Genomic DNA, 23,159 nt, shown 5'->3' on the forward strand with positions numbered 1-23,159 from the left:
CAGCTTGGCGGGGGAAGGAGGCAGATGGAGGGAGGGGGGGGAGGTTATGAAAGCGCAGCGCCGCCGGCGGTGACGCTGGCGGCGAGGCGATACGGCGGGTTAAACGCTGCTGTACAGAGGGAAAATACCCAGCAGCAGTGCTGCGATCAGGATGCAGATACAGACCAGAATCGCCCATTTCAGGGTGAAGCGCTGGTGATCACCGAAGTCGATACCGGCCAGTGCTACCAGCAGATAGGTCGACGGAACCAGCGGGCTGAGCAGGTGCACCGGCTGGCCGACAATCGAGGCGCGAGCCATTTCTACCGGCGTGATGCCGTAGTGAGCTGCTGCTTCGGAGAGTACCGGCAGTACACCGAAGTAGAACGCATCGTTGGACATGAAGAAGGTAAACGGCATGCTCGCCAGTGCAGTGATGACGGCCAGGTAAGGCCCCATCGCTGGCGGGATCACAGCCAGCAGGCTTTTGGACATGGCGTCGACCATGCCGGTGCCGGTCAGGATGCCGGTGAAGATACCAGCGGCGAAGATCAGGCCGACAACCGACAGAACGCTACCGGCGTGTGCCGCAACACGGTCTTTCTGGTCCTGGAGTTTCGGGTAGTTGATGATCATCGCGATACTGAACGCGATCATGAACAGTACTGGCAGAGGCAGCAGGCTCATCATCAGGGCAACCATCAGCGCCAGAGTCAGGGCACCGTTGAACCAGATCATCTTCGGACGACGGGCATCCGGGAACTGCGAAACGCTGATTTCGCTGTGATCGATTTCATCGCCTTGCAGGTGCAGTTCACCCAGACGGGCGCGCTCACGTTTGCCGTAGAAGTAGGCAATGACCAGGATCGCGATCACACCGGCGAACATGGCAGGGATCATCGGTACGAAAATATCCGAGGCATCCACATGCAGGGCGCTGGCTGCGCGAGCGGTCGGGCCGCCCCATGGCGTCATGTTCATCACACCGCCAGCCAGAATGATCAGGCCTGCCATGATGCGCGGGCTCATGCCGACACGGCTGTAGAGCGGCAGCATGGCGGCAACGCAGATCATGTAAGTCGTTGCACCGTCACCGTCCAGGGAAACCACCAGCGCCAGTACGGCAGTGCCGACCGAAATGCGCATCGGGTCGCCTTTCACCATTTTCAGGATCTTGCGCACGGCCGGGTCGAACAGGCCCGAGTCGATCATCAGGGCGAAGTAGAGAATTGCGAACATCAGCATGACGCCGGTTGGCGCCAGCTTGGTGATGCCAGCCAGCATCATCGGGCCGATCTGCGGGCCGAAGCCGCCGAACAGGGCAAAAATGATCGGTACGATAATCAGGGCAATGAGCGCGGTCATGCGCTTGCTCATGATCAGGTACATGAACGCAATAACCATGGCGAAGCCAAGGAAAGTCAACATAGGAATACTCCAGACGTAATACGGCTACAGAACGGTGAAACGAACGAGTCAGCTCAGCAGAGGCAATACGTGGAGGGGAGACGCAAGGAGGGTGTGAATCGGGGTAGGAACAAGCATCGCAATCACCATTTATTGTTGTTAATTGGGCCGAAAACTGTGTTGAGCACGTTTCCTGGCTAGCCGGTCTTTTGCCGGTGGTGAGCTGATCCTAATTGCAGAAGCTTTCACTTACCTTTCAATGGTGAAAGGGATTCGCGAATAAATTCGTTCTCACAGACGGGATGTGGGAGCGAATTCATTCGCGAAAAAGCCGATTACTGGGAGAACTGAGACGCCAGCTCACGCAACATGACTTCGGCTTCCAGAACCTTTCTGACAGATTCGTTGGCTTTTTCACGACTCAGGCCCAGGCGCTCGAACAACTCGTCCGGGATTTCCTGCTGAGGGCCTGAACCGACGCCGTTGGCGCTCAGCAGGCGGACCGCCAGAAAGATCAGGTTGGCGTATTCGCAATGCTTGCCCGCGTAGTGCGGGTCATGCTGGAAGCGCAGCGCAGTGGACAGTTCGTCCGGCATGTCCCAGTAACGCATCAGCCAGGCACCGATCTGTTCGCGGCTGATGCCCAGCAAGTGATGCTCGACATAGCTGTGATGCAGATGCGGGTTGACCTCCAGTTGACGGCAGATCAGCGAGAAATGCGGCGGGAACACGTGTGCCAGCAGCAGGTAGCCGAAGTTGTGCAGCAGGCCGGCCAGATAGGTCAGGCCGCCTTCCGGGCGTTTGGCGCGCGGAATGGCACGGGTCAGGCCCTCAATGACCGCAGCGGTGTAGATCGACTGTTGCCAGTAAGGCGTTGTCTGCTGTGGATGATCCTTGGGCAGGCTCAGGGTCTTGCCCAGTGCCAGACCCAGCGCCAGGTTGATGACCAGATCGAAACCCAGTACGCGGACGATGGCGTCTTCGACCGAGCGAATCTTGCCTGTCGAGGCGTAGTAGGGCGAAGCGGCCCAGCTCACGACCTGAGCGGCCAGCGCAGGATCGGTTTCAACCACGCCGGTAATGTCATCGATGGTTGCGTCAGGGTCGACACGCAGCTTGATGATCTTCTGCGCAGTACCGGCCAACGGTGGGATTTCCAGCGTTGCTTCCAGGCGTTGCTGGATGCGTCGTGCCGTGAAGGCATGCATGGCCTGGGTGATTTCTTCGCGGTCGTCATCGGGACGATCGAGGTTTGGATGAATGCCGCTCAGCAGTTCGCCAAAATGCGCTGCACTGGCCTTGCTCAGCATGCCCCTGAAGTCTTCGCTGTTGATTTCCAGCAGAACGCCTGGCTCGCCGGAGCCAATCAGTAACGCAGGTTCCTGCAGCAGACGATCGTCATACAGGCACGGAGAACTGGTCAGGGCTGGCAAGCCCGGCAGGGCATGCAGGTTGTGCTTGGCGAGCATGCGCAGAAGGCGATCATGGGGAACGGCTGCCAACTGGCGACCGGTCAACTCGGTGATCCGGTTGAGGTCCAGCAACTGGCTCTGCGGGAACAGGATCAGCAGCGCGCCAACAGCGTCTTCGACCAGCACGGCCTGGACTTTACGCGATGCCGGCAGGCTCGCGTCATCCACGACTTCGTTATAGGAGATGGCCAGTTTTTCAAGCAGTTGCCGGATTACCGACGGGGCTTGGTGAGAGTCATCGACGTGGGCAACTTCTGTCATGGTCTTTGTCCGTTTTCCTACAATGTCGGCAGTATAACCAGCTTATTTGTTTTGGGCCGCATGCGCTTCCCAAAGCGTTGCCTGCATCACACCTGACCGTATTGTTGACCGTGTCTCAACCAGCGCTCAAGCAAGGGGCTGACATGCTGTGGCCAGCGCTCCAAAAGCGCGTGGGCTGCATCTCGCACGGCAGGTAGCAAATCGGCATCACGCATTAGATCAGCCACCTTGAACTGCAGGAGGCCCGTTTGTCGGGTTCCCAGCATTTCACCCGGACCACGCAGTTCCAGATCCTTTTCGGCGATGACGAACCCGTCATTGGTTTCACGCATGATGCCCAGGCGTTGACGGCCGACTTGTGAAAGCGGCGGATGGTAGAGCAGCACGCAATGGCTGACGGCACTGCCGCGTCCGACACGCCCGCGCAACTGGTGCAACTGGGCAAGCCCGAGGCGCTCGGGGTTTTCGATGATCATCAGGCTGGCGTTGGGCACATCGACGCCGACTTCGATGACCGTGGTCGCCACCAGCAATTGCAGGGCGCCCTGTTTGAATTCGGCCATGATGGCGGCCTTTTCCGCAGGCTTCATGCGCCCGTGAATCAGCCCGACCCGCAACTCGCCCAGGGCACTGCTCAGTTCTTCGAACGAAGTCTCGGCGGCCTTGCAGGTCAGTTCCTCGGATTCTTCGATCAGGGTGCAGACCCAATAGGCCTGGCGACCTTCTGCACAGGCAGCGCGCACTCGCTCGATGACTTCGATGCGACGGCTGTCGGCTACCAGCACGGTATTGACCGGTGTTCGCCCAGGCGGCAGTTCATCGAGGATCGAGGTATCCAGGTCGGCGTAGGCGCTCATGGCCAGGGTTCGCGGAATGGGGGTCGCGGTCATGATCAACTGATGTGGACACATCATGCCGCCCACGCCTTTCTTGCGCAGGGCCAGACGTTGCTGGACGCCGAAGCGGTGCTGTTCGTCGATGATGACCAGCGCCAGATTCTTGAACTGCACTTCATCCTGGAACAGTGCATGAGTACCCACCACCATGGGTGTGCCGCTGGCGATCTGTTCCAGTGACGTGGCCCGTGCCTTGCCCTTGAGCTTGCCCGCCAGCCAGGCTACGCCCACGCCCAGCGGTTCAAGCCAGCGCTGGAAGTTGATGTAGTGCTGCTCGGCGAGGATTTCGGTGGGTGCCATCAAGGCAACCTGATAACCGGCTTCCAGTGCCTGGAGTGCTGCCAGTGCAGCGACGACGGTCTTGCCCGCGCCCACATCGCCCTGAATCAGGCGCAGCATGGGCTCCGGCTGGCTGAGGTCGTAGGCGACTTCCTTGCCCACACGCTGCTGCGCGCCAGTGGGCGGGAAGCCGAGGTTAGCCAGAAACTGTTTCGGCAGCTTTTTCGCCAGCGGTAAAGCCGGGGCGTGTTGCGCACGCAGGCTTTCACGCAAGCGTTGCTGGGAAAGCTGATGGGTCAGCAACTCTTCAAACGCCAGGCGGTGTTGCGCCCAATGGTGGCCCAGAGCGAGCTCTTCGATGTCGGCATCGGCGGGCGGATGGTGCAGATAGCGAATCGCATCGTCCAGCGGAGCCAGCTGGTAGTCACGGGCCAGCTCTTCGGGCAGCCAGTCCGGCAGGCTTCTGGGGCCGAGCATCGCCAGGCTTTGCTGGCAGAGCTGACGCAGGCGTTGCTGGGTCAGGCCTTCGGTGGTCGGATAGATCGGTGTGAGGGTCTGCTCGACAGGCGCGGGTTCGTCGCCGGTCAGCGCCCGGTATTCGGGGTGGTAGATTTCCAGGCCCGAAGCGCCGGGTCTGGCTTCGCCAAAGCAGCGCAGGTGAGTCCCGCGCTTCATGCTTTCCTTCTGGGCGTTGCTGAAGTGGTAAAAGCGCAGGCTGACAACGCCTGTGCCGTCACCCAGTCGCACCAGCAGGCTGCGGCGCTTGCCCATGACCACATCGGCGCCGCTGACCACACCTTCGATCACCGCATCCTGGCCAGGACGCAACGCGCCGATAGGGACGATGCGGGTCCGGTCCTGATAACGCAGCGGCAGGTGAAACAGCACATCCTGCAGGTTTTCCAGGCCCACCTTTGCCAGCTTTTCAGCCATGGCCTCGCCGACGCCCTTGAGCGCCGTGACCGAGACTTTGGAAAGCTCGCTCATTTTCTTTGCCTAGCTTGCTTCTGTTTTTGGACGAGCCACTGAACACAGGCGTACGGAGTCAGCAAGAATCTCGATTGCCTTGGGCCTTGGGAAACTGGCGCGCCACGCGATGGCGACCGTACGGAAAGGTACGGGAGCCGTCAGCGGGCGAACTTCGATGACGCCAGGAGCGTAATGGTGACTGTCCACTGCCGACAGCGGCAGGATCGAGATACCCAGTCCTGAGGCGACCATATGGCGAATGGTTTCCAGCGAACTGGATTCCACGGTCGTATGCCGGGCGCCTTCGCCGCCTTTGGTCAGCGTCGGGCAGGCTTCCAGGACCTGATCCCGGAAGCAGTGACCTTCGCCCAGCAGCAACAGGCTTTTGTCGTTCAATGCCGAGGCATCGATGGACTCTTTCTCGGTCCATGGATGGTTGGCCGGCATCAGAACCGAGAAGGGCTCGTCGTAGAGTGGCAGGGTCAGCACATCGGCTTCGTTGAAAGGCAAGGCGATGATGACCGCGTCCAGCTCACCGTTGCGCAGCTTGTCGCGCAGCACGTGAGTGAAGTTCTCTTCGATGTACAACGGCATCTGCGGGGCGACCCGGTGCAGTTGTGGAATCAGATGCGGAAACAGATACGGGCCGACGGTGTAGATGGCGCCGACTTTCAGCGGCGCCGTCAGCTGGTTCTTGCCCGCCTGGGCCAGCTCGCGGATGCCTTGTGCCTGCTCCAGCACCTTCTGGGCCTGGGCAACGATGCCTTCACCGACAGGCGTCAGACGTACAGCACTTTTGCTGCGCTCGAAAATCAGCACACCCAGTTCATCTTCGAGCTTTTTAACGCCCACCGAGAGTGTGGGCTGGCTGACGTGGCAGCGTTCGGCGGCGTGGCCGAAATGCTGCTCTTGAGCAAGCGTGACGATATAGCGCAATTCTGTAAGGGTCATAACGTGCGTCCATGAAGTTGCGGACCCAGCATAGCGGGTGCAATCGATAGACGCACGTTATCAGAAGCACTCATGAGTAACAAAAGTGTTATTCAGCGTTTATCCAGGGAATAAACGAAAGGTGCCAGGATCTCGATCGTGCCGTTGTTCAGGGTTTCCGCTGGCGGTTTTGGCAAAGGTTGAGCACGACGGATCATCTCCATGGTGGCTCGGTCCAGTGCCGGACTGCCTGAAGTGCTGGCAATCGAGTAGGACAGGACATTACCTTCCGCATCGACCACGAAGCGCAGACGGGCTACCCCTTGCATGCCGCGACGGCGGGCATCTTCGGGATACTTCTTGTACTTGCTCAGGTGCCGTAGCAGGTCGCTCTGCCAGCTTGGCAGTGCCGTGCTGGGTGGAGACGGCGGGCTGGGCGGTGCCTGTGGTGCAGCCGATTTCTCGGGCGGTGCCGTTGTCGGCGGGGTGTCCACCGGTTTTTCGGCAGCAGGTTTCTCCTGTGGAGGCTCAGGCTTCTTCTGCGGCTTTGGCGGCTGCGGTTTTGGCTTGGGCTTTTCCACTTTCTTGGGAACTGCGATTTCCGGCTTTGGCGCCTCGACCAGATCCGGCAACGGGACTTCTTCTTCCGGTGCGGGTGGTTGCGGCGGCTGAACGACCTGCGGCGGTGGTGGCGGTGCGAGTTCGGGCAAAGGTGCCAGTTCGACCATCATGGCGGCCGGCGGCAGCTCGATGGCCTGCGATGCCGGCCAGCGGAGTGCGACGATCACCGCGATGGCATGCACAGCCAGCACCAACAACAGACTACCGCTATAGCGCGTCAGTGTTTGGCGCGTACTGATCATTTTTTACCAACCGTCTCAAGGCCAACCAAACCGACTTTCAGGTAGCCGGCACCGCGCAGGGTGTTCATGACTTCCATCAGATCGCCGTAATCCACGCCCTTGTCGGCCTGGAAGAAGATGGTGGTGTCTTTCTTGCCCTTGGTCCTGGCATCCAGTACCTGGCCAATCTGCTCGCGAGCGACTTTCTCTTCGCCCAGGTACAGGCTCTTGTCAGTCTTGACGCTGAGGAAGATCGGCTTTTCGGGCCGAGGTTGCGGTGTTGCGGTGGACGCTGGCAGATCGACCTTGATGTCCACGGTCGCCAGAGGTGCCGCGACCATGAAGATGATCAGCAGCACCAGCATGACGTCGATGAACGGCGTCACGTTGATTTCATGGTTCTCGGCGAGATCGTCGCCGCCTTCGTTAAGATGCAGGCCCACGTCTTAGCCCACCTTTACCATGTGCGGTTGCTGTTGGTTGCGGTCGGCTTCCGGCAGGTGGTCCAGGTCGCGGCTGACCAGCAGCAGAACCTGAGCGGATGCGTCGGAAACCTGAGCCTTGTAGCCAGCGATGGAGCGGGCGAAGACGTTGTAGATCACGACCGCAGGAATCGCGGCAACCAGACCCAGTGCGGTTGCCAGCAGGGCTTCGGCGATGCCGGGTGCAACCACGGCCAGGTTGGTGGTCTGGGTCTTGGCGATGCCGATAAAGCTGTTCATGATGCCCCACACGGTGCCGAACAGACCGACGAAGGGTGCGGTCGAACCGATGGTGGCGAGCATGCCGGTGCCGTTGCTCATGTTGCGGCCACAGGCAGCGACCAGACGTTCCAGGCGGAAACTGACACGCTCCTTGATACCTTCGCGCTCGCGGCTGTTGGCCGAAAGGCGCATTTCTTCCAGTGCGTCATGGACCAGCAAGTGAGCCAGCGTGCCCTCCTTGTTGGCGCTCTGGCTGGCGTCGCTCAGGGAGCGGGCCTTTTTCAGGCCGGCGATTTCAACCCGTAGACGACGCTTGGCACCCAGCAGCTCGAAGCCTTTGGCGATCCAGATGGTCCAGGTGATGATCGAAGCGATGACCAGGCCGATCATCACTGCTTTTACGACGATATCGGCGTTCTGGTACATGCCCCATGGCGACAGGTCGTGAGCCATGCCCAGGCCGGCTTCTTCGGCGACAGGTTCCAGAGTGTCGGCAGGCGCAACGGCTTCAGGCTGGGCAGCAGGTGCGGTGGCTGGAGCTGCGGCAGCCGCTTGTGGTGCCGGAGTGGCCGGGGCCGATTGGTCAGCGAGAGCGACAGGTGCGAGCATCAGGCTCAACACAAGGGCAGCCACACCACGCCATGCACGTGGCAGGCGAGGTAGCTTGGTTGGCGAAGCGGGTGATTGAATACGTGTCATGCTGGCCTGACCTGAAATGGAAATAATGATTGTCCCGGGACGTCGTTCTAGCGGCTCGACGAAAGTGCGGGGACAAATGGACGGGTATTATTGCAAATCGTTCTTGTTAGCAGAAGTAATAATGTATCTTTTTTTCAATAAATAACATCAGGCGCCCTTATTCCTGATTATTTTTCGGATTTATCCGCCGTTATGTGGAGGTACAAGGTGTCAGCTCCTTCTCTTCTGATCGCTGGTTGTGGCGATATAGGTTGTCGTCTTGCCACCCGATTGCTGCCTCTCAAGTGGCGGATCCATGGCTTGCGACGTGATACGTCACAGTTGCCCGAAGGCGTGATTCCGGTGAAAGGCGACTTGTTCGACTGGCTGGAGCCACAGGACTGGCCGACAGAGTCCATCGATTATCTGGTGTATTGCGCCACGCCCACGCAAAGGGACGAATACGGTTATCGACGTGCCTACGTCGAAGGTCTGTCCCATGTCTTGAACTGGATGAAGCAGCACGGTCAGCAACCCAAGCGGGTGTTCTTTGTCTCCAGTAGCGGTGTTTACGGGCAGCAACAGGGTGAGTGGGTCGATGAAACCTCGGCAACCGAGCCGTCAGGCTATACCGGCACGGTGATGCTGGAGGCCGAACAGGTTGCCCTCGGCAGCGGTTGGCCCGCTACGGTGGTGCGCCTGACGGGGATTTACGGACCTGGTCGCAACGACCTCTCCAATCGCGTGCGTCAGGGCCATAGCGTACGTGTCGATCCGCCGGTCTATGCCAACCGTATTCATGCCGACGATGCGGCGGGGTTGCTGGCTTTTCTGCTTGAAGCCGATGCAAAGGGTGTGGCGCTGGAGGATTGCTACCTGGGTGTCGATGACGACCCGGCGGCGCTTGGCGATGTGGTGGCCTGGATCCGCGAATACCTGGGCGTGACCGAATGGTCCGAAGATGTGAGTGTGCAGCGGGTAGGCAGCAAGCGATGCAGCAATGCCAGGGCGCGGGCGCTGGGTTGGGTGCCGGAGTATGCGGATTATCGTGCGGGGTATGCGGCGTTGCTTGGGTAGTGCGAAGCAGGCCCGGTCCTTGAGATGGCCGGGCCTTTCTTCACGGGTGCATCACTGCTGCTCAAGCAGCCAGCGACGCTCGCCTGGACGCAGTTGAGGCATCTCGCCTGCGCCAGCCGCGTTGAGGGCCTGGAAGATTTCCAGTTGCTTGCCTTTGCGGGCAAATATCCACGGGCTGCCCTGCTCGTTCTTTTCCAGCCACATGCTGTCGTATTCGCCGCTCATGGCTGCACAATCGCCCGCCAGGCACAGGGCGTAACGATCGTTTTCCGGGAGGCCCTGCACGCTGCCGTCCGGCATGAACTGCACGACGCTGCCCTGACCGTCGCCGCTGACGATGGTCCACTTGCCGCCCATGTAGGCGCCGTAAAGGGCTCTTTCAAAGCTGCTGCCTGATGGAGCGCCTTCCGGAGCCGGGTTTTTCGGCTTCTCGAAATGCTGTTCCGGGCCGGATTCACTGGCGGCCTGAACAAGGTGGTCGCCCTTGATGCTCAGGTTTTCGGAGAAGCTGCCGTAGAAATTGACGTTCAGCTTGCCGTCGGCTGCGCTGGAGATCTTGCCTTCGCCCAGCTCGAAACCGTTGGAATAGATGGCCTGATTGGCCTGGGTGTTGACCTGCCATTCCAGGTTCGGACCGTTGGCAAGCAGGGCTTCGCGCAGGTTGCCGCCTTTTACGGCAGCGTCGATGGCGCTCTGGTTGATCCAGGTACCGTCGGGGTTGCGGTCGGCATGGCTGGCGCAGCCAGTCAGGAGGGCGGCCAGCAGTGAGATGGCGAGCGCGGAGCGCATAGCGAAGTCCTTCCTTTACAGGGGGCGGAGCGGCTGACGCTCCGCCGGGATTGTTTATTTGATGACGAGAATCGCGTCTATTTCTATCTGGGCGCCACGTGGCAGTGAGGCAACGCCAATGGTGACGCGTGCCGGATAAGGCTGTTCGAAGTATTTGCCCATGATCTCATTGACCTTGGCGAAGTTGTTCAGGTCGGTCAGGAAGATGCTCAGCTTGACGGTGTCCTTGAAAGAGCCACCGGCTGCTTCAGCGACAGACTTGAGGTTCTCGAAGACCTGAACGGTCTGGGCTTCGATGCCTTCAACCAGCTCCAGGCTCTTGGGGTCCATAGGGAGTTGCCCGGACATGTAGACGGTATTGCCAGTCTTGACTGCCTGGGAGTAAGGGCCGATGGCTGGAGGTGCCTTGTCGCTGGTGATGATGGTTCGATCGGCCTGACTGGCGCAGCCAGTCAGGAGGGCGGCTAGCAGGGAGATGGCGAGTACGGAGCGCATAGTAGAGTCCTTTCTTTCTTTGCGTGGAGCGGAGCGGCTGGCGCTCCGCCGGGATGATTTATTCGATGACGAGAATCGCGTCCATTTCTACCTGGGCGCCACGTGGCAGTGCGGCAACGCCAATGGCGGCGCGGGCCGGATAAGGCTGCTCGAAGTATTTGCCCATGATCTCGTTGACCTTGGCGAAGTTGCCCAGGTCGGTCAGGAAGATGTTCAGCTTGACGATGTCCTTGAAGGAGCCACCGGCTGCTTCAGCGACAGACTTGAGGTTCTCGAAGACCTGAACGATCTGGGCTTCGATGCCTTCGACCAGTTCCATGCTTTTGGGGTCCAGAGGGATTTGCCCGGACATGTAGACGGTATTGCCAGCCTTGATTGCCTGGGAGTAAGGGCCGATGGCTGCAGGGGCCTTGTCGCTGGTGATGACAGTCTTGGTCATGAAGAACTCCTGATGATGGGGTGGCTAGGCGCGCATGCGGGTGATGCGTGTCACTCCTGCCAGGGCGCGCAGTTTCTTGATCACGCGGGCCAGATGCACGCGGTCGTGAACGCTGACGACCAGCTGGACAACGCTGATGCGGCCATCGCGTTCGTCCATGCTGATCTTTTCGATGTTGCCGTCGGCGGCGTTGACGCTGCTGGCCAGCAGGGCAATCAGGCCGCGCTGGTGTTCCAGCTCCACGCGCAGCTCGACATTGAACTCGCCAGTGACATCCTTGGCCCAGGACAGCTGGATGCATTTTTCCGCGTTGTGGCGGATTTCGCTGATATTGCGGCAGTTGTCCAGGTGCACGACCATGCCCTTGCCTGCGGACAGGTGGCCGACAATCGGGTCGCCGGGGATCGGTGTGCAGCACTTGGCGTAACTGAGAACCAGGCCTTCGGTGCCGCGAATCGCCAGCGGGCCTTCAGGGCTTGGCAACTGTTCACCTTCGCCCAGCAGGCGGCGGGCGACCACATAAGCCATGCGATTGCCCAGGCCGATGTCTTCGAGCAGGTCTTCCAGCACTTCGACGCGGTATTCGTTCAGCGCCAGCTGGATGCGCTCGGGAGCGATCTTGTCCAGAGTGCTCTCGAAGCCGTTGAGTACCTTGTTCAGCAGGCGTTCGCCCAGGCTGATGGACTCGGAGCGGCGTTGCAGTTTCAGCGCATGGCGAATATGGGTGCGGGCCTTGCCGGTGACCACGAAGTTCAGCCAGGCCGGATTCGGGCGTGCGCCCGGTGCGCTGACGATTTCGACGGTCGAGCCGCTTTGCAGCGGTTCGGAAAGCGGCGCCAGCCGACGGTTGATCCGGCAGGCGATGCAGCTATTGCCGACATCGGTGTGGACCGCATAGGCGAAGTCCACTGCCGTGGAGCCTTTGGGCAGCTCCATGATCCGGCCTTTTGGCGTGAAGACGTAGACTTCGTCCGGGAACAGGTCGATCTTCACGCTTTCGATGAATTCCAGAGAGTTGCCAGCGCGTTGCTGCATCTCCAGCACACCCTTGACCCACTGACGGGCGCGGGCGTGGGTGCCCTTTGGCTGCTCGTCGTCGGTGGATTTGTACAGCCAGTGCGCGGCAATCCCGTTGTTGGCCATCTCTTCCATTTCGCGGGTACGGATCTGGATTTCGATGGGCACGCCATGCATGCCGAACAGCGTGGTGTGCAACGACTGATAGCCGTTGGCCTTGGGGATCGCGATGTAATCCTTGAAGCGACCGGGCAGCGGCTTGTACAGATTATGTACAGCGCCCAGCACGCGATAGCAGGTGTCGACCTTGTCGACGATGATGCGGAAGGCGTAGACATCCATGATCTCGTTGAAGGCGCGACGCTTGCCGCGCATCTTCTTGTAGATGCCATAGAGGTGTTTCTGCCGTCCGCTGACTTCGCCTTCGATTCCGTCCACGGCCAGGCAATGGCTCAGGGACTCTTCGATCTTGTTGACCAGTTCCTTGCGATTGCCACGGGCGCGCTTGACCGCCTGATGGATGCGCGAAGAACGCATGGGGTACATGGCCTTGAAACCCAGGTCCTCGAATTCGATGCGAACGCTATGCATGCCCAGCCGGTTGGCGATGGGCGCGTAGATTTCGAGGGTTTCCTTGGCAATGCGGCGACGCTTCTCGCCGGACAGGACTTCCAGCGTGCGCATGTTGTGCAGGCGATCGGCGAGCTTGACCAGGATCACGCGAATGTCGCGTGCCATGGCCATGGCCATTTTCTGGAAGTTTTCAGCCTGGGCTTCGGCCTTGGTCTCGAAGTTCATCTGGGTCAGCTTGCTGACCCCGTCGACGAGTTCGGCAACGGTTTCGCCAAACTGGAGGCTGAGTGCTTCCTTGGCGATACCGGTGTCTTCGATCACGTCATGCAGCATCGCAGCCATCAGGCTCTGATGGTCCATGTGCATGTCGGCGAGAATGCTTGCGACCGCAAGCGGGTGCGTTACATAGGCTTCGCCACTGCGACGGCGCTGGCCGTCGTGGGCTTGTTCGGCGTAGTAATACGCTCGGCGGACCAGATTGACCTGGTCCTTGCCAAGATAGGCCGAAAGGCGGTCGGCGAGTGCGTCTATGCTCGGCAAGGCGTTACTCCTTGCACGTGGCTTTTACACTGCGTCGAACCACATCGCCCCGGCATAGGCTTAGACGGCCTCGCTGGACTCGTCCTCGAACGCTGCGAACAATGGTTCATCTTCAACGATTTCGGCTTCTGCGATGACAGCGTAATCCATCAGGCCAGCTGCGATTTCACGCAGGGCAACGACGGTAGGCTTGTCGTTTTCCCAAGCCAGCTTGGGTTCCTTGCCGCCAGTAGCGAGCTGACGCGAACGCTTGGTAGCGAGCATGACCAGCTCGAAGCGGTTATCGACGTGTTCCAGGCAGTCTTCAACAGTCACGCGGGCCATGGGTATTCCTCGTAGCAAATGCGTATGCGCGGTGCCCGGATGGGCGAGCGGACTCGGTAGTTTACAAGCGGTTAGCCACAAGCTTCAAGCGGCACACCTAAGAGTGAATGTTGCGGGCAGGCGTCAGTGCATGCCCGCAAGGTCGGTTCAGGCCAGTAACTCATTGAATAACTGACTGTATTTCTCTTCCTGATGCTGCAGGCTGAGCCGGTTTGCACGGAAAATCGCTTTCAGGTCTTCCAGTGCATGGGCGAAGTCATCGTTGATCACGATGGACTCATATTCCTTGTAATGGCTCATTTCACTGACGGCTTCGCGCATGCGGGCGTCGATGATCTCGTCGCTGTCCTGGCCTCGGTTGGTCAGGCGCTGGCGCAAGGCCTGCTGGGTTGGCGGCAGGATGAAGATAGAACGCGCATGGGGCATCTGCTTGCGAACCTGCTGGGCGCCCTGCCAGTCGATTTCCAGAATCAGGTCGTGGCCTTCGTCCAGAGTCTGCTGCAGATGGCTTTGCGACGTACCGTAGAGGTTGCCGAAAACTTCTGCCTGCTCAAGGAAGTCACCGTGTTCGATCATGCGCTGGAATTCGGCGCGATCGACGAAGTGGTAGTTCACGCCATCGACTTCACCGGGGCGCATGGCGCGGGTGGTGTGGGACACCGAAACGCGGATCTGTTGCCCGGAGTTTTTTTCCGAGTCGTCGATCAGTGCCTTGACCAGGCTGGTCTTGCCTGCGCCGGACGGGGCGGAAACGATGTACAGGGTACCGGTACTGTGGGTCATGTCAGGTTCAGCCTTACTCAATGTTCTGCACTTGTTCACGCATCTGCTCGATCAAAACCTTGAGGTTGACGGCGGCTTGGGTACTGCGTGGGTCGAAGGCCTTGGAGCCTAGTGTATTGGCTTCGCGGTTGAGCTCCTGCATCAGGAAGTCCAGGCGACGGCCTGCCTGTCCGCCGGTCTTGAGCACGCGACGCACTTCCGTGACGTGTGTGCTCAGGCGATCGAGCTCTTCCGCGACATCGCTTTTCTGCGCCAGCAGAACCATTTCCTGTTCCAGGCGCTGAGGGTCCAGCTCGGCCTTCATGTCGGCAAAGCGGTCCGTGATTTTCTGCCGCTGTGTGGCCAGCATCTGTGGCACCAGCGTGCGCAGGGTGGCGACTTCCTGAGTGATGGACGTCAGGCGCTCATCGAGCAGTCTGGCCAGGTCCGCGCCTTCGCGACCGCGACCGTTCTTCAGTTCCGTCAGGGCTTCGTTGAACAGCTCAAGGGCTGCGCTGTTGAGGGCCTGCGGGTCCGTGGCATCGGCCACGAGCACGCCGGGCCAGGCCAGGACTTCCAGAGGATTCAGGGCGGCGGGCTGCTTGATCAGGCCCGCGACGGCTTCAGCGGCGGCAATCAATTGCTTTGCACGCTCGCGATCCACCTGCAGCGGTTTGCCGGCGGTTTCCTCGACGAAGCGCAGGGTACACTCGACTTTGCCACGGGACAGGCCCTGGCGCAGCGCTTCGCGGATCGCGCCCTCCAGGTCCCGGAAGGATTCCGGCAGACGCAGGTGAGGCTCGAGGTAGCGATGATTGACCGAGCGTAGTTCCCAACTCAATGTGCCCTGAGTGCCTGCCTGTTCGACGCGGGCAAAGGCCGTCATGCTGTGCACCATGGAAGTACCTCTTGTATTCGGTCCATGAACGCGGCCGCGCTGCAGTCATGGAAGTCGTGTAAGCCGACAGGTTGCAAAGGCGCAGGATTGTAGCGCAGTGCGGCGCAGGCTCCCAATCCGCGAGTGTGACAAGCATTGCAAGGCATTATCCTTTTCGTCGCTTCGCGCTGGAGAACCCGGTTCCAGAGCCTTTGAACCATTCGGTATCGGTATTGCGACTTTTAGATGTGCCCAGCCTTGGTTGTGACCTCTATAATGCTCGGCAGTTTTCCGTCCCAGTACAGGTATTCCAGATGAAACGTCCAAGTGGTCGCTCTGCCGATCAGCTCCGTCAGGTCCGCATCACCCGCAATTACACGAAGCACGCCGAAGGTTCTGTGCTGGTGGAGTTCGGTGACACCAAGGTGATCTGCACGGTCAGCGTCGAAAATGGCGTACCACGCTTTCTGAAAGGTCAGGGCCAGGGTTGGCTGACTGCCGAGTACGGCATGCTGCCGCGTGCAACCGGTGAGCGTAACCAGCGTGAAGCCAGCCGTGGCAAACAAGGCGGCCGCACTCTGGAAATCCAGCGTCTGATCGGTCGTTCGCTGCGTGCTGCTCTGGATATGTCCAAGCTGGGCGACGTGACCCTCTACGTCGACTGTGACGTGATCCAGGCCGATGGCGGTACGCGCACTGCCTCCATCACCGGCTCCATGGTTGCCTTGGCCGATGCCCTGAAAGTGATCAAGAAGCGCGGCGGCCTCAAGGGCGGTGATCCGCTCAAGCAGATGATTGCTGCCGTTTCCGTTGGCATGTATCAAGGTGAGCCAGTGCTCGACCTGGATTACCTGGAAGATTCCGCTGCCGAGACTGACCTCAACGTGGTCATGACCAGTGCCGGTGGTTTCATTGAGGTTCAGGGTACTGCCGAAGGCGCGCCATTCCAGCCAGAAGAGTTGAACGCAATGCTGGCGCTCGCCCAGAAAGGCATGACAGAGTTGTTTGAATTGCAGCGTGCCGCACTGGCCGACTGAATCTTGCAGTAACAAGGAGCCGCAAATGAGTGACAGCCAGTTTTCCAAACCTGCTCGTGAAGTGCGTCAGTGGGCGATGTTCTGTCATCTGTCGGCTTTCTTCGGGTTGATCTTCCCGTTCGGCAATCTGCTCGGGCCGTTGATTATCTGGCAGCTCAAGAAGGACGCCGATTCGTTCCTGGATTCTCAGGGCAAGGAAGCGCTGAACTTCCAGATCACGGTTTCGATTGCCTCCATTGTCAGCATGCTGCTGTTCGTGGTGGTCATCGGGATTCCGCTGCTGGCACTGGTCTGTATCGGTGCGATGGTGTTGACGGTCATTGCGGGGATCAAGGCCAATGACGGTCGGGACTATCGCTATCCGTTCACCTGGCGTGCGCTGAAGTAACGATCCTGCACGAAATCCGTCAGCCGCTTCCTGCGGAGGAAGCGGGTGGCGGTGCGGGCTTTATCAGATCTTGGAGCTTTCTTCCACTTGGTTCTAACGTCCTGCCTGTTGCGACAGCGCCGCACAGTCCTTGAGGGTTTCATTGAGGTTGGCAACGCCCTGTTGATTGAGGCTGTTGATCTGGTTGATATCCACGTTCAAGGTTTCCACCACGGCGGTCTGCTCTTCAGTGGCCGCAGCGACTGACTGGTTCATGCCGTCGATTTCGCCAATGCGCCGGGTAACGTCGCGCAGACGGTTGCCTGCCTGATTCGCCACTTCCACGCTGTCCTGGCTGGAGGTCTGGCTCTCGTTCATGTTCACGACCGCCTGCTGCGAACCGCTTTGCAGCTCGCCGATCATTTTGTGGATTTCATCGGCAGACACCTGGGTGCGATGGGCCAGGTTGCGCACCTCATCGGCTACCACGGCAAAGCCGCGGCCCGCATCGCCGGCACGTGCTGCCTCGATGGCCGCGTTGAGCGCCAGCAGGTTGGTCTGCTGCGAGATGCCTTTGATGACGTCCAGAATGTGCCCGATGTTGTCGGTGCTGGCATTGAGGGTTTCGATCCTGGAGCAGGAGTCGCTGATCTTGCTCGACAGCTCGCTCATGGAGCTTATGGTTTTTTCTACCACGATGCGGCCGTCTTCGGCCTGCTCACGGGCTTCGCTGGCCTGGATAGAGGCGTCGGAGGCGTTACGGGCAATTTCCTGGGTGGCAGCACCCAGTTCGTTGATCGCGGCGGCAACGCTGTTGGTGCGGGCGCTTTGTTCGTCGAAGCCTGTGATCGAGGCGTTGGAGGATTCCACCACACGTCGCGACAGGTCGTGTACCTGAACCGTTGCCGACGACACTTCGGCAATCGAGGCATGGACGCGCTCGACAAACTGGTTGAAGGCGCCGCCAAGCTGGGCGAATTCATCCTGGCCCTGAATGTTCAGGCGACGGGTCAGGTCGCCTTCACCTTGGGCGATATCTTCCATTGCACGACCCATGTCGGTCAGTGGACGCATCAACGCGCTGATCAGCAGACTCAGCAGCAAGGCAATCACGGCCACGGCAATCAGCACGGCGACCAGCGCAGAACTGCGGAACTGGCTCAGGGGGGCGTAGGCCTTGTTTCTGTCGATGCTCAAGCCGATATACCAGTCGGCCGACGGCAGGCCGGTGATCGGGGTGAAGGACAGGATGCGCTCTTGCCCATTGAGGGTCACTTCACGCAGGCGCTTGTCCAGGGTCAGGGTCTGGCCTGGATAAATGTCCTTGAGGTTCTTGAGGACCTGATCCTTGTCCGGGCTGACGATAACCTGACCGTCGCCGCTCACCAGGAAGGCGTAGCCGATACCGCCGAACTCAACGGAGTTGATGATCTTGACCAGCGTATCGAGGCTCAGGTCGCCACCGGCCACGCCGGAAACCTGACCGCCTGACTTGATCGGGCTGGCGATAGTCACCACCAGGCCGCCTACCGAGGCGAGGTACGGCGCGCTCAGGATGCTCTTGCCGGCGTCGATGGTTGATTTGTACCAGGGCCGTTGACGTGGGTCGTAGCCGGCTGGCATTTCGACATTTGGACGCTGGGTAAACGCGCCCTTGCTGTCACCGACGTACGTGAACTGGAAAGTGGAGACCAGCGAGGACTGGGACACCAGACCACTCAGGTCTGTCCCCACACCCTGGAAGGCAACGTCCTGAGCGAGGTTTTCCAGAACAAGAATGCGTCCGCTCAGCCAGTTCTGAACACTGCTGGCGGTCAATTCCCCGGCCTGTCCTACCGACGTCTCGAGATTCTGACGAATAGTCGTGCGTTGCAGGTAATCGTTATAAAGCGTGAATAATGCGAATGCCAATACCACGACACCCGATGCTGCTAACAGAATTTTATGACGGAACTTCAAGCTCATTACTATAAATCTCGGCAGAAACAATAGGTTGGATGTTCGGGTAGTTTGTTTTTATAGAGGCGTTCTATTCGCTATGTCTAAAGTACTATATACCCACATGCTAGTGGTGGCTTTTTTGGATCCATTATACGCAGATTTTTGACGTCTTTTTTATGACAGCGTATGACGAGTGCCATACTCTGGATGCCTTTATAACCGTGGTCTTGAGCGAATGAAAGCTCCGTGAAAGCCTGGCGAATATTTTTCAACTTTTATCGACTTTTTATTTCAGTCGGGCTGTGATCTGCCGATAGCGTCATTACGTATTTCCCTTGCTGCGGCCTAAAAAAACAACCTACCAGCGGCCATAATTTAAAACATGACGATCCCGGAGAAAGTCGATGAATAGCTGGTTTGCCAACATCAGCGTAAATATGAAACTGGCCCTCGGGTTCGGTCTGGTACTTGTTTTTACTGCCATTCTTGCCTTGACGGGCTGGACCAGCCTCAGCGGGCTGATCGCGCGCAGCAACTGGATGAGCGACATCACTTCGCTCAACTCCCAGCTGACCAAGCTGCGTGTGACGCGCCTGCAATACATGGTGGCCAACGGTGACGAAAAGGTCGCCGAAACCGTTCAGGTTTCCCTGGACGGTTTCAAGAACTATCAGGAAAAACTGCTCAAGAGCTTCAAGAGCCCTGAAAACGTCAGGCTGCTCGAAAAGCTGGGTACCGTGATCAGCGATTATCAGAAATCCCTGAACAACATGCGCAATGGCTACAGGACCAGCATCGCCATGCGTACGGAAATGGGCGTGCATGCTGTCAAGGGCGCGGCCCTGATCGAGCAGATCCTGGCGGATGTCAAAAAGCTGGATCCTGCTGATGAAACCCGTTTCAGCCAGTATGAAAGCGTCATCAATACCAGGGAAGACATGATGCAGGTGCGGTACGAAGTCCGTGGCTATGCCGCCGACATCACACCTGAAAACGAACAGAAAGCCGTCGCCCAGCTGGACGACGCCATCAAGGGCCTGATTGCGCTCAAAGCCACTTTCAACGACACACACGGCGATGTCCTGAAGCAACTGGAAACGGCACTGGGCAACTATCGCACCGCGCTTCAGGGCTTCAAGACGGCCAATGCCGATATCGCTCAGGCCCGTAAGGAAATGACCGTACAAGGCCAGGACATCGTCAAGATCAGCGAAGACATGTATCAGATTCAGCTGGATCGTCGTGACATGGAGAGTGAACAGGCTCGCAACATGCAGATTGGCTGCACGGTGCTGGCGCTGTTGCTGGGCATTCTGGCTGCGGTGCTTATTACCCGTCAGATCACCCGTCCCCTGCAGGAAACCATGGCCGTTGTAGACCGCATCGCTTCGGGCGACCTGTCGCAGACCATCGTGGTGACCCGCCAAGACGAGCTGGGCGTGCTGCAACAAGGCATCCAGCGCATGGGCACGACCCTGCGCACACTGATTACCGGGATTCGCGACGGTGTGGCCCAGATTGCCAGTGCTGCCGAAGAACTGTCGGCTGTGACCGAACAGACCAGCGCCGGGGTCAACAGCCAGAAAGTGGAGACCGATCAGGTGGCTACTGCCATGCATGAAATGTCGGCCACTGTTCAGGAAGTTGCCCGTAACGCCGAACAGGCTTCGCAAGCGGCTTCCAATGCCGACCGCGAAGCTCGCGACGGCGACAAGGTGGTGGGCGAGGCCATTGCGCAGATTGAGCGTCTGGCCACTGAAGTGGGCCGTTCGGCTGACGCCATGAGCGAGCTGGAACAGGAAAGCGACAAGATTGGCAAGGTCATGGACGTGATCAAGGCCGTGGCCGAGCAGACCAACCTCCTGGCCCTCAACGCGGCCATCGAGGCGGCACGTGCGGGTGAAGCCGGTCGTGGTTTTGCGGTGGTGGCCGACGAGGTGCGTGGCCTTGCGCAACGTACCCAGCAGTCCACCGAAGAAATCGAGACGCTGGTGGCCGGTCTGCAGAACGGCACCCGTCAGGTGTCGAACATCATGCTCAGCAGTCGCGAGCTGACAGCCAACAGCGTTACCCTCAGCCGCAAGGCGGGAGCATCGCTGGGCAGCATTACTCAGACCGTGTCCAACATTCAGGCGATGAACCAGCAGATTGCTGCCGCCGCCGAAGAGCAAAGTGCCGTGGCCGAGGAAATCAGCCGCAGCATTATCAACGTGCGTGACGTTTCCGAGCAGACCGCTTCGGCCAGTGAAGAAACCGCTGCTTCCAGCGTCGAGCTGGCCCGTCTGGGTGGCCAGTTGCAGATGATGGTCAGCCACTTCCGCGTCTGATACATCCCGCTTCACTCTTGAGCCCGGCCTTTGCCGGGCTCAGTTCTTTCTGGCGCCAGCCTCTCTATCTCAAGCCTTTGCGCCCGCCTGTGCGAATGAAAATTTGCGCACTTATAAATGGCCTGTAGCCATCCTTTCTGTTATTCATGTAATCATCTGTATCAATTTACTGGTTCGATCCGCCCACTTACTGAACAACAGGTCGCGGTTCAACGCGCCCGTGCGAGCGTTCAGGAAATCGAAGGAATGTCATGAATACATGGTTTGCGAACATCAGTGTGAAATTGAAACTGGCACTGGGCTTTGGTGCGGTGCTCGTCTTGACGTGCCTCATGGCGCTGACGGGCTGGAGTGGCCTGGGTAGCCTGATCGAGCGTAGCGATCGTGTTGCCGACATCATGGGGCTCAACGCCGACATGAGTGAGCTGCGCCTGAGGCGTTTGCAATACGTGACCGAGAACGGCGATGAAAAGATGGGTGATGTCGCTCAGGGCCTTCTCAACCATCTCAAGGAAAAGCACAACACACTGCTGGGGCTTTTTACCTATCCGGGTAATCAGGAAAAGCTTCAGGAGATGGGCAAACTTGCCGCCGACTACCAGCAGTCGTATGACCGGATGCGCGAGGCTTACCGCTCCGATGCGGCGTTACGTAAAACCATGGGTGTCCACGCCGTCAAAGGCGCAGAAATCATCGGCAGGATCATCGACGACGTGCTCGCCATGTCGCCGGATGACGAGCGACGTTTCGGGCGTTATCAAGCGATTATGAAAGCCAAGGAAAACCTGGCCCTGATTCGCTATGAAGTGCGTGGCTACACCGGCAACCCCAACGAAACCACGGAAAAGAACGCCTACCGCCAGCTCGAGACGGCCCTGCAAGGCATGGAACCTCTCAGGGCGGCTTTCAATGGCAGCTATGGTGACGAATTCAAGCAACTGGAAAGCTCAATGGTCAGCTATCGCCAGGCTGTGGATAACTTCAAGGCGGCGAATACGGCGATCAGCACGGCTCGCAAGGAAAACACCGCACAAGGTGTGGAGATGGCCAAGGTCAGCGAGGCGCTGTATCAGCTCCAGGCTGTTCGTGGTGCTGAAGACAGTGAGCATGCCCGCAACATGCAGATCGGCGGCACCGTGCTGGCTCTGGTTCTGGGCATTCTGGCGGCGCTGATTATCACCCGCCAGATCACAGGTCCCTTGCAGGACACGCTGGTTGAAGTGGAGCGTATCGCGTCGGGCGATCTGTCACGCAACATTGCCGTGACGCGCCGCGATGAGCTGGGTGTTCTGCAACAGGGCGTACAACGCATGAGCGCAACCCTGCGCGACCTGATTGTCGGGATCCGTGATGGCGTGACCCAGATTGCCAGTGCTGCCGAGCAGTTGTCGGCAGTGACCGAGCAGACCAGTGCCGGGGTCAACAACCAAAAGGTCGAAACCGATCAGGTGGCCACGGCCATGAATGAAATGTCGGCCACGGTCCAGGAGGTTGCGCAAAATGCCGAACAGGCTTCCCAGGCTGCATCCAGTGCCGACCGCGAAGCCCGCGACGGTGACCGGGTCGTGGGTGAAGCGATTGCCCAGATCGAACGCCTGGCTTCGGAAGTGGGACGCTCGGCTGAGGCGATGAGCGAGCTGGAGCAGGAAAGCAACAAGATCGGCAAGGTCATGGACGTGATCAAGGCTGTGGCCGAACAGACCAACCTGCTGGCCCTCAACGCGGCCATTGAGGCGGCGCGGGCCGGTGAGGCTGGGCGTGGCTTTGCGGTAGTGGCTGATGAAGTACGCGGTCTTGCACAACGTACCCAGCAGTCCACCGAGGAAATCGAGAGCCTGGTGGCCGGCCTGCAGAACGGTACTCGTCAGGTGTCGAACATCATGCTCAACAGCCGCGAGCTGACGGCCAACAGCGTCACGCTCAGCCGCAAGGCGGGCACATCATTGGGTAGCATTACCCAGACCGTCTCCACGATCCAGGCCATGAACCAGCAGATTGCGGCGGCCGCCGAACAGCAGAATGCCGTGGCCGAGGAAATCACCCGCAGCATCATCAATGTGCGCGATGTGTCCGAGCAGACGGCTTCCGCCAGTGAGGAAACCGCCGCTTCCAGTGTCGAGCTGGCGCGTCTGGGCGTTCAGTTGCAGACGATGGTCAGCCGCTTCCGGGTCTGACAG

The 23,159-nt window shown here is 59.2% G+C and carries 20 protein-coding genes; 5 read left to right on the forward strand and 15 right to left on the reverse strand.

Annotated features, from left to right (window positions below; genetic code table 11):
• Window positions 1–99: 99 nt before the first annotated feature.
• The 7 genes from K5D32_RS10310 to exbB form a co-directional block, all read right to left on the reverse strand.
• Window positions 100–1,407, reverse strand: a complete 1,308-nt coding sequence (locus tag K5D32_RS10310; protein WP_221575365.1) for a CitMHS family transporter — start codon at window positions 1,405–1,407, stop codon at window positions 100–102.
• A 314-nt stretch (window positions 1,408–1,721) separates the two neighbouring features.
• A complete protein-coding gene (locus tag K5D32_RS10315; protein WP_221592976.1) occupies window positions 1,722–3,119 on the reverse strand; it encodes an aminoacyl-tRNA deacylase and HDOD domain-containing protein in 1,398 nt (465 codons plus the stop codon).
• Window positions 3,120–3,205: 86 nt separating this feature from the next.
• A complete protein-coding gene (recG, locus tag K5D32_RS10320) occupies window positions 3,206–5,281 on the reverse strand; it encodes an ATP-dependent DNA helicase RecG (protein WP_221575367.1) in 2,076 nt (691 codons plus the stop codon).
• A gap of 9 nt (window positions 5,282–5,290) precedes the next feature.
• Complete coding sequence (locus tag K5D32_RS10325; RefSeq protein WP_221575368.1) at window positions 5,291–6,214, reverse strand: hydrogen peroxide-inducible genes activator; 924 nt, start codon at window positions 6,212–6,214, stop codon at window positions 5,291–5,293.
• Window positions 6,215–6,306: 92 nt separating this feature from the next.
• Entirely contained in the window at window positions 6,307–7,056 is a 750-nt protein-coding gene (locus tag K5D32_RS10330) for an energy transducer TonB (protein ID WP_025257873.1), read from the reverse strand.
• Window positions 7,053–7,478, reverse strand: a complete 426-nt coding sequence (exbD, locus tag K5D32_RS10335; RefSeq protein WP_003377967.1) for a TonB system transport protein ExbD — start codon at window positions 7,476–7,478, stop codon at window positions 7,053–7,055. The genes K5D32_RS10330 and exbD overlap by 4 nt, the downstream gene beginning before the upstream one ends.
• Window positions 7,479–7,481: 3 nt before the next feature.
• Window positions 7,482–8,438: a tonB-system energizer ExbB gene (gene exbB, locus K5D32_RS10340; RefSeq protein WP_025257874.1), complete on the reverse strand. Its 957-nt coding sequence runs from the start codon at window positions 8,436–8,438 to the stop codon at window positions 7,482–7,484.
• A gap of 207 nt (window positions 8,439–8,645) precedes the next feature.
• On the opposite strand from exbB, the gene K5D32_RS10345 reads away from it, so the two are divergent.
• Window positions 8,646–9,494, forward strand: coding sequence for an SDR family oxidoreductase (locus K5D32_RS10345; RefSeq protein ID WP_221592977.1), 849 nt, complete (start codon window positions 8,646–8,648; stop codon window positions 9,492–9,494).
• 51 nt (window positions 9,495–9,545) lie between these two features.
• Here K5D32_RS10345 and K5D32_RS10350 read toward each other — a convergent pair whose 3' ends face one another.
• From K5D32_RS10350 to K5D32_RS10380, 7 genes are all read right to left on the reverse strand, one after another.
• Window positions 9,546–10,283, reverse strand: coding sequence for a hypothetical protein (locus K5D32_RS10350; RefSeq protein ID WP_025257876.1), 738 nt, complete (start codon window positions 10,281–10,283; stop codon window positions 9,546–9,548).
• 54 nt (window positions 10,284–10,337) lie between these two features.
• Entirely contained in the window at window positions 10,338–10,778 is a 441-nt protein-coding gene (locus tag K5D32_RS10355; protein ID WP_221575372.1) for a RidA family protein, read from the reverse strand.
• A gap of 58 nt (window positions 10,779–10,836) precedes the next feature.
• On the reverse strand, window positions 10,837–11,217 hold the full coding sequence (locus K5D32_RS10360) for a RidA family protein (RefSeq protein ID WP_025257877.1): 381 nt from the start codon (window positions 11,215–11,217) through the stop codon (window positions 10,837–10,839).
• Between the two features lie 24 nt (window positions 11,218–11,241).
• Window positions 11,242–13,347 carry a bifunctional GTP diphosphokinase/guanosine-3',5'-bis pyrophosphate 3'-pyrophosphohydrolase gene (gene spoT, locus K5D32_RS10365; RefSeq protein ID WP_025257878.1) on the reverse strand — a complete coding sequence of 702 codons (2,106 nt, stop codon included), beginning with the start codon at window positions 13,345–13,347 and terminating at the stop codon, window positions 11,242–11,244.
• A gap of 60 nt (window positions 13,348–13,407) precedes the next feature.
• Window positions 13,408–13,671, reverse strand: a complete 264-nt coding sequence (gene rpoZ / locus K5D32_RS10370; protein WP_025257879.1) for a DNA-directed RNA polymerase subunit omega — start codon at window positions 13,669–13,671, stop codon at window positions 13,408–13,410.
• Between the two features lie 147 nt (window positions 13,672–13,818).
• Window positions 13,819–14,454, reverse strand: coding sequence for a guanylate kinase (gene gmk, locus K5D32_RS10375; RefSeq protein WP_117163836.1), 636 nt, complete (start codon window positions 14,452–14,454; stop codon window positions 13,819–13,821).
• Between the two features lie 13 nt (window positions 14,455–14,467).
• Complete coding sequence (locus K5D32_RS10380; RefSeq protein WP_025257881.1) at window positions 14,468–15,331, reverse strand: YicC/YloC family endoribonuclease; 864 nt, start codon at window positions 15,329–15,331, stop codon at window positions 14,468–14,470.
• Between the two features lie 293 nt (window positions 15,332–15,624).
• Between K5D32_RS10380 and rph the strand changes: the two genes are divergently transcribed.
• Both rph and K5D32_RS10390 read left to right on the forward strand, forming a co-directional pair.
• On the forward strand, window positions 15,625–16,347 hold the full coding sequence (gene rph / locus K5D32_RS10385) for a ribonuclease PH (protein WP_025257882.1): 723 nt from the start codon (window positions 15,625–15,627) through the stop codon (window positions 16,345–16,347).
• A 25-nt stretch (window positions 16,348–16,372) separates the two neighbouring features.
• Entirely contained in the window at window positions 16,373–16,735 is a 363-nt protein-coding gene (locus K5D32_RS10390; RefSeq protein WP_025257883.1) for a DUF4870 domain-containing protein, read from the forward strand.
• Between the two features lie 93 nt (window positions 16,736–16,828).
• On the opposite strand, the gene K5D32_RS10395 is transcribed toward K5D32_RS10390, so the two are convergent.
• Complete coding sequence (locus K5D32_RS10395) at window positions 16,829–18,679, reverse strand: methyl-accepting chemotaxis protein (RefSeq protein WP_221600175.1); 1,851 nt, start codon at window positions 18,677–18,679, stop codon at window positions 16,829–16,831.
• A gap of 413 nt (window positions 18,680–19,092) precedes the next feature.
• Here K5D32_RS10395 and K5D32_RS10400 point away from each other — a divergent pair, with 413 nt between their 5' ends.
• Together K5D32_RS10400 and K5D32_RS10405 are read left to right on the forward strand one after the other, a co-directional pair.
• A complete protein-coding gene (locus K5D32_RS10400; RefSeq protein ID WP_409372865.1) occupies window positions 19,093–20,982 on the forward strand; it encodes a methyl-accepting chemotaxis protein in 1,890 nt (629 codons plus the stop codon).
• A gap of 251 nt (window positions 20,983–21,233) precedes the next feature.
• Window positions 21,234–23,156: a methyl-accepting chemotaxis protein gene (locus K5D32_RS10405; protein ID WP_221575374.1), complete on the forward strand. Its 1,923-nt coding sequence runs from the start codon at window positions 21,234–21,236 to the stop codon at window positions 23,154–23,156.
• The last annotated feature ends 3 nt before the right edge of the window (window positions 23,157–23,159 follow it).

Source organism: Pseudomonas cichorii, assembly GCF_019719005.1.
Lineage (GTDB): Bacteria > Pseudomonadota > Gammaproteobacteria > Pseudomonadales > Pseudomonadaceae > Aquipseudomonas > Aquipseudomonas cichorii_E.